Here is an 11,560-nt window from a genome sequence, read left to right as displayed (position 1 = left end):
GGCTGCGATCTTTTGATCTTTGTTTGGCGATCTCACCCGAAAAATCAAGATCAAAAGATCGCAGCCTTCGGCAGCTCCTACAGGGGTATGTATTCAGCCGCTGAGCACGCTGCGCACCATGCGGGTGAGCGCGTCCGGCCCGTAGGGTTTACTCAGCAGAAAGGTATCAGCGCTGAGCTGGTGATTGCGCGAAATGATGTCGCGGGTATGCCCCGACGTGAACAACACGGCCACCGGCGGCTTCTGCACCTTGGCCCATGCCGCCAGATCCGAACTCTTGATCAGCCCCGGCATGACCACGTCGGTGAAAATCAGGTCTACCTCCCAACCCTCCAGCAGCATCTGCATGGCCGCATCGCCGTTGGCGGCCGTCAGGACCGTGTAACCCTCTTCCTGCAGCAACTCCACTGCGGCGACGCGCACCGCTTCGTTATCCTCGACCACCAGAATGGTTTCATGACCGCCAAGAGAGTGTGCCTCCTGGGTGATCGTTTCACTCTGCGGTGCACGCAGGCTGCGCGGGAAATACAGCTGCACCCGCGTGCCCTGCCCTTCGACGCTGGTCATTTCGATATGGCCGCCGCTCTGCTTGACGAAGCCGAACACCATGCTCAGCCCAAGCCCCGTGCCCTGGCCATCAGCCTTGGTGGTGAAGAACGGCTCGAATGCCTGGGCAAGGACGTCGGGCGACATGCCGACGCCGCTGTCGACCACGGCAACACGCACATAGTCACCGGGCACAATGCCTTTGCCGGCACAGAACTCGCGATCGAGAACAATGTTCTCGGCGCTCAGCTCCAGGATACCTTCACCCTGCATGGCATCGCGGGCGTTGATCGCCAGGTTGAGGATGGCGTTTTCCAGTTGATTGCGGTCCACGTGCAAGTACCAGGAATCCAGCGGCATCCGCACCGCGATCTGCAGTGTTTCTCCGAGCGTGCGTTGCAACAGTTCACCGAGGCTTTCGAAGATCTGCCGGGGGTGATGGACCGCAGGCGACAGCGGCTGGCGGCGGGCAAACGCCAGCAACTGCGAGGACAGTTTGGCGCCGCGTTCAACCGCAACAATCGACGCCTTGACCCGGCGTTGAACGTTGGAATTGTCCGGCTCATGCCGCGCCAGCAAATGCAGGTTGCCAGCGATGACCTGCAGCAGATTATTGAAGTCGTGGGCCACGCCGCCAGTCAGGCCTCCGATGGCTTCGAGCTTCTGCGATTGACGCAGTTGCTCTTCCGCCGCCAGGCGCGCCTCGACCTCCTCAGCCACGCGCTGCTCCAGGTTGCGAGTGAACCGCAGCAAGGATTCTTCAGCGTTCTTGCGCTCGTTGATGTCGATCAGCACGCCGGGAAAGCGCAGCGGTTTGCCCTGTTCATCGAACTCGCAACAACCGCTCGCCAGTACCCACAGGTAACTGCCGTCAGGGCGACGTACGCGGTATTCGGCGTTAAACGGTTCACCGGTTTTCACCGCTTGTTTAACCTGGTCCTGAACCCAGCTGAAATCGTCCGGATGAATCCGCGACTCGGCGATGTCCATGGGCAAGTTGACCAGGTCCTGGTCAGTCGGGTAGGTGAATGTTCGGGCGAAACGTTCATCACCGGAGAGCACGTTGTCCTTGATGTCCCAGACAAACGAGCCCAGCAATGCCCCGGCATTGAGCGCCAGGCGTACCCGCTCGTTGTCGGCGCGATAGGCGTCTTCGGCAGCCTGTCGCCGGCGTTCGGAAATCACATGGTCGGTGGTTTCGACCACCATCGCGATGACGCCGGCAGGACACCCGGTATCATCGGCGACCGGGCTGTAATACAGGTCGAGCCAGACGTCCTCGGGTACACCGTTGCGAAGCAGCACCAGTTCTTTATTGCGATAGGACAAGGTCCCGCCGGCGAGGCAGGTATCCACTACATGGCGGTTGAAGTCGGCGACTTCCGGCCAGCCCAGCTCCACCGGCGAACCCAGCAGATAAGGGTGCCGGCCACCGGCGAATTCGGAGTACGCATCGTTGTAGACCATGTACCCGGCCCGCCCCCAGAGCATCACGATTGGCAGTGGCGAGGCGAGCATCATCTGCACGGCACTGCGCAGGCTTTTGGGCCAGGCGTCAAAGCTTCCAAGGTCGGTCAGACTCCAGTCGAAAGCACGAATGCGTCCGGCCATTTCGCCGTTCCATCCGGCACACCCGTGGCTATCGTCTAGAAACTGCATTGACTGACTCTTTTGTCCCTGAAATGACACCTGTTTGCTTCGAGCACTTGGGGCGCCAATGGTTTCATTAAGGTATGACCATCCGTTCCTTTGTGACCTTGTAGCAGCTGGCGAGGCACGAGGCTGCGTTGCGTGTCCGCAGGACCGCCCCCGGGGGCCGCTTTGCAGATTCTGTAGCAGCTGCCGAGGTACGAGGCTGCGTTGGGTTGCGAAGCGACCCCTGGGCGGTCCTGCGGACACGCAACGCAGCCTCGTACCTCGGCAGCTGCTACAAGGTGGGTGGCGGCTATGGATCGAGCGTCACACCTCAATCAAATGCTTAAACGGATGGTAGCCAGTTTTCAGCGTGGCCGCGACGTCGAGGATGGCCTTTTCGATGCCGTTCAAATGCAGGCAGGTGAGTTCGATCGCCGCGCTCTGGTTACCCGCCTCGATGTACTCGATCAAACGCAGGTGTTCGTCGTCACGGCAGGCTTCGTGGCTGTCGTCATCCAGCGCTGCCGCATACAGCGAGGCACGGGAAATCAGCTTCTGAAACCAGTCGAGCAGCACCGGGTTGTTCAGGCTGCGCGCGAGCTTGATGTGGAACTCGCCCAACAAATGAATCAGCCGTTCGTGGTCACCGCTTTGATGCGCTTCATCTTCCAGCAACAAGTGATCGCGCAGGTCCCGGGTTACGGAAGTGTCCCGCCGACGGCACAGTTCACTGACGATGCCGATCTCGACCAGGCGCCGGGTTTCAAACAACGAACGGATCTCCTCGTCACTCGGCAACGACACCGACGCACCTTTATTGGGCTCGGTCGTGACCAGCCCATCCGCCTCCAATTGCTTGAGCGCGGCACGAACCGACGTCCGGCTGACATTAAAAAGTTCGGCCAGTGACGCCTCGCCCAGCTTCATGCCCGGGCGTAAAGAACGTTTGCTGATCGCCTCGTAAACCCCTTGGTAGACGCGGTCGACGGTCGTCTCGAGTTTTTTGTCGGTCATCTGAACACTCCTGATGCGCTGAGCAACCAGCCCCTGGCGATGAGCAGCCATTGAAAAAGGGGGTTGCACAGGCAGATTAATCCGGTTATTTCTAGATTGCATCCAGATATTGCATACAATAATTAGAGGAATGCACCATTATGGGTCATCCAGTCGCGATTGAAGTGCGTAACGTTTCCAAGCGGTATTCCGACGATCCCGGGCTGGCGCCCGCCCTCGACAATGTCTCTGTAGACATTGCCGACAACGAATTCTTCACCCTGCTCGGCCCCTCCGGCTGCGGTAAAACCACCCTGCTGCGCACCATTGCCGGTTTCGAGCACGTCAGCGACGGCGAGATCCGCCTGGCTGGCGAACCGGTCAACCACTTGCCGCCCTTCAAACGTCGGGTCAATACGGTGTTCCAGAGTTACGCGCTGTTTCCACACATGAGTGTCGCGCAGAATATCGCCTTCGGCCTCGAGATGCAGGGTCTTGATCGCAAGCAGACGGCCCAGCGAGTGGAAGAGATGCTCGCCCTGGTGCAAATGCAGCACCTGGCTCAACGCAAACCCGCCGAATTGTCCGGCGGCCAGCAGCAGCGTGTCGCGCTGGCACGGGCATTGGCGCCGAAACCGAAAGTGTTGTTGCTGGATGAGCCCTTGTCGGCCCTCGACCTCAAGTTGCGCAAAGAGATGCAGGTCGAACTCAAGCGCGTGCAGAAGGAAGCCGGGATCACGTTCATTTTCGTGACCCACGATCAGGAGGAAGCCCTGACCCTGTCCGATCGCATTGCCGTGATGTCCGCCGGCAAGATCCTGCAGATCGGTACTCCGAACGACATCTACGAACGCCCGCAACATCAATTCGTGGCGCAGTTCATCGGCGACATCAACTTCCTTCCCGGCCACCTCAAGCGCGGCCTGCACAACGAAAACCTGTTCATCCCCAACGGCATGCCGGTGGAAATCCCCTGTGCGCCTCAAGGGGTCGACAGCGCCAAGGTGCAATTGGCCTTCCGCCCGGAACGTTCGCAACTGGTCGACCCGACGCAACCCCATCACCTGCGTGGCGTGATCGAAGCGGTGCTGTATGTCGGCACCGCGACGCTCTATCAATGCCGTTTGAACAACGACATCAAGGTCATGCTGCGCGAGAACAACGAAGGCCTCAACCGTGGCCGGCTGGTCGGTGATCGCGTCGCGGTCAATCTGCCGCCCCATGCCTGCCTGTTGATGGAGGCCTGAGATGAGCGTCAGCAGCACTTCCCCCGCCCTCAACCGTGCGCTGTTGCTCAGCCCGGTGGTTCTGACCCTGCTGGCCCTGATCGCCATCCCGCTGGGGATCATGGGCTATATCAGCCTGTTACCTCGCAACGTCTATGGCGGTGTCGACTGGCAGGCCAACTGGCAATTGCAAAGCTATGTGCAGCTGTTTTACCAGGAAGGTTTCGACGGTGAACTCGAGCTCAACTGGGTCTACGCCCAGGCATTGTTACGCTCGGTTTTCCAGGCCGGCGGCACCACGGTGTTGTGTTTCCTGTTCGGCTTTCCGGTGGCGTTGTGGATGTCGAGCCTCACCCCCCGCCGACGTAACCTCATGGTCTTGCTGATCACCATTCCATTCTGGACCAACCTGCTGATCCGCAACTACGCCTGGCTGATCATCCTGCGCGAGCACGGCTGGGTGGCGCAAAGCCTCAACGCGCTGTTCCCCCAGGCCGGTGGCATCACCCTGCTTTACAACGACTTCGCGGTCAGCGTCGGGCTGGTCTACAGCTTCCTGCCGTTCATGATTTTACCGATCTACTCGACCCTGGAAAAACTCGACTGGCGGCTTGTCGAAGCCGCCTACGACCTGGGTGCCAATCGCTGGCATGCGCTGAAGCGGATCATCCTGCCGCTGTCGATGCCGGGGGTGATTGCCGGTGCGCTGCTGGTGTTTGTGCCGAGCCTCGGCGCGTTCATCACCCCGGCGATTCTCGGCGGCGGCAAGACGCTGATGATCGGCAACCTGATCCAGCAGCAGTTCGGCACGGCGCGCAACTGGCCGCTGGGCAGCTCGCTGTCATTTCTGCTGCTGGGGATTCTGTTGCTGTCGCTGGTGCTGTACGCCCTCTATAGCCGCAGCGCCGCCAAAACTCTTCGTCGGGGAGCCACCGCATGATCGCCCTGCACCTGAAAAAACTGCCGCTCACCCGCGAAGTCAGCCTGCTGATCCTGGCCTATCTGTACGTGCCGATCTTCGTGCTGATCGCCTACAGCTTCAATGCCAACCGTTCGGCGACGGTGTGGACCGAGTTTTCCTTCGCCTGGTACGGGCGGATCCTGGCCAACCCGTCGATACAGACCGCCGCACTGAACTCGATCATCGTTGCCAGCATCGCCACGGTCTGCGCCACGGCGATTGCCTTGCTCGCAGCGCTGGCGACCTACCGGCCTTTTTATGGACAGAAGATGGTCGAGGGCGGGATCAACCTGCCGCTGATCCTGCCGGAGATCGTCACCGCCGTCGCCACCCTGCTGCTGTTCATGGCACTGGGGATCAAGCTCGGTTTGCTTACGGTGATCGTGGCGCACGTCGGCTTCTGCATTCCCTTTGCCTACCTGCCCATCCGTGCCCGGCTCAATGATCTGGACAAGAGCCTGCTGGAGGCGGCGAACGACTTGTACGCCAATCCGTGGCAGGTGTTCCGTCGGGTCACGTTGCCGTTGCTGTGGCCTGCGGTGTTGTCCGGTTCGGTGCTGGCGTTCGTGGTCAGCCTCGACGATTTCATCATGACGTTCTTCGTTGCCGGCCCTGGTTCCACGACCTTGCCGGTGTACATCTTCTCGGCCATCAAGGCCGGCGTGACGCCGGAGATCAACGCGATCTCGACCCTGATGCTGGTGATCTCCATCGTGCTGGTGGTGCTGGCCTTCTGGCTGGGACAGCGCGGCAAAAACCAATGAGTCCTTTTCCCTCTGGAGCGTTCTCGATGAAAAATAAAAGCATGCGTTGCGGCGTCGCCGGCCTGGCCCTCAGTTGCTTCACCGCACTCACTGCGTTCGGCGCACAGGCCGCCGAGCCCAAAGAATTGTTCTTCTACAACTGGACCGATTACTACCCGGTCGAGCTGCTGGCCAAGTTCGAAAAAGAGACCGGCATCAAGGTCACCATGGACGGCTACGACAGCAACGAAACCCTGCTGGCCAAATTGCAGGCCGGCGGTGCGGCCTATGACGTGATCGTGCCGTCGCAGTCGATCATGCAAACCCTGATCAAACAGGACCTGCTGCTGGAAATCGACGCGTCGGCCCTGCCCAACTTCCAGTACGTCAAACCGGCGTTCCGCGACCCGAGCTTCGACCCCGGCCGCAAGTTCTCGGCGCCGTACCTGTGGGGCACCACCGGATTCTCCTATGACAGTGCGCGGGTGCCTGGCGGCAAGCTGGACGATTCCTGGAAGGAGTTCTTCGAGCCGCGCAAGGAACTGCAAGGCCAACTGGCGGCGCTCGACACCTCCAGCAGTGTGATCAACGCTGCCAGTCATTACCTGGATGTCGACGAATGCAGCGAAAACCCGCAGGACGCCAAGCGGATTCTGGAGCTGCTGCAAAAACAGAAGCCGTTCCTGAAGATGTACAGCTCGGACAACACCGTCGACCGCATGGCCTCCGGTGAAGTGATCATGATGCAGAACTGGAACGGTTCGACGGCGCGGGCGACCTTGCAAAAGAACACCATCAAGTACGTTTATCCGCGTGAAGGTGTGGCGATGTTCCAGGACAACTTCGCCGTGCCCAAAAGCGCGCCGCACCCTGGCAACGCGAAGGTGTTCATCGACTGGATGATGAAACCGGAAAACGCTGCCGCCGTGTCCAACGCCATTGCCTACGCCAACGGTATCCAGAGCGACAAGCTGCTCGACGCCAAATGGAAGGTCATGGACGCCATCAACATGCCCGACGAATTCGCCTCGCGCCTGCGGCCTGAAAAGGAATGCAGCAACAAGGCGCGGGAACTGCAGGACCGGATCTGGGCGAAGCTTAAAGGCTGATCGTTTGACTTGAAACCAGGTCGCGGCCATCGCTAGCAGGCTAGCTCCCACAGGATTCGGGGTTGCCCCGGATTCTGTGACCCACACAAAACTACTGTGGGGGTTGCCTCAGATTCTGGCCCCACACAAAACCACTGTGGGAGCTAGCCTGCTAGCGATGAGGCCAGCCGGAACACCGCTGATTTAAAGAATGAATGAGGTTTATATGTCCAAACCCCGCTGGCTACGCAACGTGCGCCCCTACGGCGCCACCGCCGAAGACCTGCTGATCGAAAACGGCCGGTTCACCCAACGTCGCCCCGCCTCGACCACCGAGCTGCTGGCCACCGACATTGACGGCCAACACCAGCTCCTCACCCCGGCTCTGGTGGAAAGCCACGTGCACCTCGACAAAACCCTCTGGGGCCAACCCTGGCGTCCCAACAGCGCAGGTCCCACGCTCAAGGACTACATCGCCAACGAGCGCCGCATCCTGCGTGAAGTCGAAACCCCCATCGCCCAACGCGCCGGCGCGCTGCTGGAAAACTGCATCGCCCGTGGCTCGCTGACCCTACGCTGTCACGTCGACATCGACCCGGAATTCGGCCTGCGCCACGTCGAAGCCATGCAGCAATTGCGTGAAAAATACCGTGACCTGATCGACCTGCAACTGGTGGTGTTCCCGCAGACCGGTCTGATCAGCCGTCCCGGCACCGCCGAACTGATGCGCGAAGCCATGGCCCTTGGCGTGGAGAATGTCGGCGGACTGGATCCGTGCGGGATCGACAACGACCCGATCGCACAGCTCGATTTCGTCTTCAAACTGGCCAGCGAATTCGAGCGTGGCGTGGACATTCACCTGCACGACAAAGGTGAGTTGGGCCTGTGGCAAATTTCGCTGATCGCCGATTACACCGAGCGCTTTGGGCGTCAGGGCCGGGTGATGATCAGCCACGCCTACTGCCTCGGCATGCTGCCGTGGAGCCAGGTCAAACCCGTCGCCGAACGTCTGGCGGCCCTGGGTATTTCGTTGATGAGTTCGGCACCGGCCGATTGCGCGGTGCCGCCGTTCCTCGCACTGCGTGAAGCGGGGGTGAATGTGTGCCTGGGTTCGGACGGGATTCGCGATGCCTGGTCGCCCATGGGCAACGGCGACATGCTGGAACGGGCGATGCTGCTGGCGTTTCGTTTCGATTTGAACAAGGACGATGAACTGGCGGCGGCGTTCGAGGCGGCGACGGTGAATGGCGCTCGGGCACTGGGGTGTGAAGGTTATGGTCTGGAGATCGGCCAGCCAGCGGACTTTCTGCTGATGCCGGTGCAGACCCTTGGTGAAGCGGTGGTTTCGCGGCCGCTGCGGCAGGTCTATCGCGCGGGTGTTTTGATCGCCGCCGATGGACGCTTGCTGGAAAGCCGCCTGTGAAACCCGGAGCGGTCAAAACAGTCGGCCTCAAAGCCAGCTGCGTGGTCGGTTTCGATGGCACGCAGCACGTGCTGTGGCGCGATGGCGAGGTGGTCTTTGAAGGTTCGCGCATCCTGTTTGTCGGGCGCGGCTATGGCGGGCCGGTGGATCAGTGGATCGACTACGGCAATGCGCTGATCGGCCCCGGTTTTATCGATCTGGATGCGCTGGGTGATCTCGATTCCACCGTGCTGACCCTGGACAACGGCGACGAGCGTGACATGGGCCGGATGTGGTCTTCGGACTATCTGGCCAGAGGTCCGCGCGAGAGTTACAGCCCGCAGGAAGAGGTCTTCAAGTACCGCTACGCCTTCACTCAGTTGATCCGCAACGGCATCACCACCGCCATGCCGATCACCTCGATGTACTACCGCGAGTGGGCAGAAACCTACGACGAGTTTTCTGCCGTGGCCGGTGTGGCGACCGAGTTGGGCCTGCGCACCTACCTCGGTCCCTGCTACATGAGCGGCATGAGTTACTGGCAGGCCGACGGCACGTTGGCGCACCACTGGGATGAAGCCCGTGGCATGGCCGGGCTCGATGCCGCTGAACGTTTCTTTCGGGATTTCGACGGTGCGAACAACGGCCTGATTCGCGGTGCGTTGCTGCCCGACCGCATCCAGACCTGCACCCCAGCGCTGCTGCAACGCACAGCCGCGCTGAGCCGCGAACTCAACGCGCCGATGCGGCTGCATTGCTGTCAGGGGCTTGGTGAGGTGGCGATGGTCGAGCAACTTCGCGGTGTTTCACCCCTGGGCTGGTTGCAGCAGCTTGGGCTTTTGACCCAGCGCAGCCTGCTGCCCCACGGCATCTACACCCGTGGCGATGATGACCTGCAACGGGTGGTGGACGGCGGTGCGAGCCTGGTGCACTGCCCGGTGGTGTTTGCCCGGGATGGTGAGGCGCTGAATTCGTTTGGTCGCTACCGGGCAAAAGGCATCAACTTCGCCTTGGGCACCGATACCTGGCCGGCGGACTTGCTGGACAACATGCGCCAGGGCTTGAACATCGCTCGATTGATGGAAGGCGATAGCTCTTTGACCCGCGCACTGGACTTTTACAACGCCGCCACCCTCGGCGGCGCCAAAGCCTTGGGTCGTGATGACCTCGGCCGGCTGGCACCGGGGTGCAAGGCCGACATCACTGTGTTCAGCCTGCGGGGTCTGCACCTGGGGCCGCTGTTTGATCCCTTGAAAAACCTGGTGCTGGCCGGGCGCGGTGACGACTGTATCGCCAGCTACATCGATGGCCGCTGCGTGATGCAGGACGGCCAGGTCCAGGGCGTCGACTACCCCGCCCTGCAACGCCAGGCCCAACAACAATTCGAAAAACTGATGCGCAGTCACAGCGACCGGGCCTTTGGCCAACCGGACTGGAAAGGTCTTTTCCAACCGGCCATCCCGTTCGCCGACGACTACAGCGCACACGCGCCATTGAGCGCGATTGATCCTCTCCTTTAGAGTTTTCTGCCTATGCAAAGCTTCGACTTCAGCACATTGAGTGCCCGTGACAAATACAAAATCCTGATCGGCAGTGTGGTGCCACGGCCGATTGCACTGGTGACCACCATCGACGGCGAAGGCCGCATCAACGCCGCGCCGTTCAGCTTCTTCAATGCGCTGTCCGCCGATCCGCCGATCCTTGCGCTGGGCGTGGAAAACTACGGCGACCAAAGCCCCAAGGACACCACGCGCAACATTCAGCTCAACCAGGAATTCACCGTCAACATCGTCAGCGATGCGCTGGTGGAAGCCATGAACGTCTGCGCCGTGCCCTTCGCGCCGGGCTTCGACGAACTGACCGCTGCTGGCCTCACGGCCATCCCCGGCACCACGGTCAAATGCCCACGCATCGGCGAAGCACCGGTAGCGCTTGAATGCCGACGGATGATGGCGCTGTCCATCGGGCAATCCCGGGAGATCATCTTTGGCGAAGTGCTGATGGCCCATGTGCGCGACGAACTGATCGACCCCAAAACCCTGTACATCGATCAACTGGGGCTGGATGCCATTGGACGCATGGGCGGCCATGGTTATGCGCGCACCCGTGATTATTTCGACCTGCCGACACGCTCGTTGCAGGCATGGACAGATGCACCGGGCGGTGGCGAGCGTTTTTGGCCTGACACCAAGTAGGCGCTTCACCCACCACTTGTGGCGAGGGAGTTCACTCCCGCTCGGCTGCGCAGCAGTCGCAAAACCAGACGACTCGGTGTGACTGAAAAAACTTGGGGGCCGCTTCGCAGCCCAGCGGGACGGTGCGACGATTCGACAAGCTCCCTCGCCACAGGTTGGTGATCGCAACAAAACTCGCGGTGTCAGCTATTGGCTACCCAAGTGTTGATCGTTCCCACGCTCTGCGTGGGAACGCAGCCACGGACGCTCCGCGTCCGCTGTGACGCGGAGCGTCACGGGAGGCATTACCACGCGGAGCGTGGGAACGATCAGCACAGGGGGAATGCGGATTTCAACGAAAATCCCGGCTCCGCACGCTGATGCCGTCCAGCAGTTCACTCAGGTCACTCATGCGTCCGGCGATCAAATGCCGGACCTCGCCTTCCTTCTCCCAGCGCCCATCGACCTTGAGCAACTGCGAGCCCACCAGTACTTGCCGTTGCCGCTCGGCCAGGTCGCGCCAGACGATCACGTTGACGTTGCCGAACTCGTCTTCCAGGGTGACGAAGGTCACGCCACTGGCCGTGCCCGGACGTTGTCGGCCGGTCACCAGTCCGGCCACGCTTACCGGTCGCCCATGCTCGACCTCAAGCAGTTCCTTCGAACTGCGGCAGCGCCGGGCCTTCAGCTCAGTGCGCAACAACGCCAGCGGATGTGGCCCGAGGGTGGTGCCGACGCTGTTGTAATCGGCCAGCAGGTCTTCGCCGACCGTGGGCTTGGGCAACGCCACCG

10 protein-coding genes are annotated in these 11,560 nt (G+C 61.0%); 7 read left to right on the top strand and 3 right to left on the bottom strand.

Going from position 1 to position 11,560, the window contains the following annotated elements:
- Positions 1 to 93 precede the first annotated feature (93 nt).
- Positions 94 to 2,205 (bottom strand): ATP-binding protein, encoded by a 2,112-nt coding sequence (locus GBC55_RS21260; protein WP_162439305.1) that lies wholly within the window; start codon positions 2,203 to 2,205, stop codon positions 94 to 96.
- A 300-nt stretch (positions 2,206 to 2,505) separates the two neighbouring features.
- Positions 2,506 to 3,195 carry a GntR family transcriptional regulator gene (locus tag GBC55_RS21255; RefSeq protein ID WP_162439304.1) on the bottom strand — a complete coding sequence of 230 codons (690 nt, stop codon included), beginning with the start codon at positions 3,193 to 3,195 and terminating at the stop codon, positions 2,506 to 2,508.
- Between the two features lie 140 nt (positions 3,196 to 3,335).
- Here GBC55_RS21255 and GBC55_RS21250 point away from each other — a divergent pair, with 140 nt between their 5' ends.
- The 7 genes from GBC55_RS21250 to GBC55_RS21220 all read left to right on the top strand — a co-directional run bounded on the left by GBC55_RS21250 (position 3,336) and on the right by GBC55_RS21220 (position 10,789).
- Entirely contained in the window at positions 3,336 to 4,421 is a 1,086-nt protein-coding gene (locus GBC55_RS21250) for an ABC transporter ATP-binding protein (RefSeq protein ID WP_162439303.1), read from the top strand.
- A gap of 1 nt (position 4,422) precedes the next feature.
- Complete coding sequence (locus tag GBC55_RS21245) at positions 4,423 to 5,340, top strand: ABC transporter permease (RefSeq protein ID WP_162439302.1); 918 nt, start codon at positions 4,423 to 4,425, stop codon at positions 5,338 to 5,340.
- Positions 5,337 to 6,125 carry an ABC transporter permease gene (locus tag GBC55_RS21240; protein ID WP_008031524.1) on the top strand — a complete coding sequence of 263 codons (789 nt, stop codon included), beginning with the start codon at positions 5,337 to 5,339 and terminating at the stop codon, positions 6,123 to 6,125. Before GBC55_RS21245 ends, GBC55_RS21240 begins: the two co-directional genes overlap by 4 nt.
- A 26-nt stretch (positions 6,126 to 6,151) precedes the next feature.
- Positions 6,152 to 7,213, top strand: a complete 1,062-nt coding sequence (locus tag GBC55_RS21235) for an extracellular solute-binding protein (protein WP_162439301.1) — start codon at positions 6,152 to 6,154, stop codon at positions 7,211 to 7,213.
- Positions 7,214 to 7,418: 205 nt separating this feature from the next.
- Positions 7,419 to 8,615, top strand: a complete 1,197-nt coding sequence (locus GBC55_RS21230; RefSeq protein WP_162439300.1) for an amidohydrolase family protein — start codon at positions 7,419 to 7,421, stop codon at positions 8,613 to 8,615.
- Positions 8,612 to 10,114 carry an amidohydrolase family protein gene (locus tag GBC55_RS21225; protein ID WP_162439299.1) on the top strand — a complete coding sequence of 501 codons (1,503 nt, stop codon included), beginning with the start codon at positions 8,612 to 8,614 and terminating at the stop codon, positions 10,112 to 10,114. Before GBC55_RS21230 ends, GBC55_RS21225 begins: the two co-directional genes overlap by 4 nt.
- A gap of 12 nt (positions 10,115 to 10,126) precedes the next feature.
- Positions 10,127 to 10,789 carry a flavin reductase family protein gene (locus GBC55_RS21220; protein WP_162439298.1) on the top strand — a complete coding sequence of 221 codons (663 nt, stop codon included), beginning with the start codon at positions 10,127 to 10,129 and terminating at the stop codon, positions 10,787 to 10,789.
- A 331-nt stretch (positions 10,790 to 11,120) separates the two neighbouring features.
- Here the strand turns inward: GBC55_RS21220 and GBC55_RS21215 are convergent.
- A partial coding sequence (locus GBC55_RS21215; protein ID WP_247266963.1) for an OB-fold nucleic acid binding domain-containing protein occupies positions 11,121 to 11,560 on the bottom strand: 440 nt, incomplete at its 5' end.

The sequence above is a fragment of the Pseudomonas sp. TNT3 genome (assembly GCF_010095445.2).
In the GTDB taxonomy this organism is placed as follows: Bacteria; Pseudomonadota; Gammaproteobacteria; order Pseudomonadales; family Pseudomonadaceae; genus Aquipseudomonas.
The sequence above is the reverse complement of the archived record's forward strand: the minus strand, read 5'-3'. Positions and strand labels throughout refer to the sequence as shown.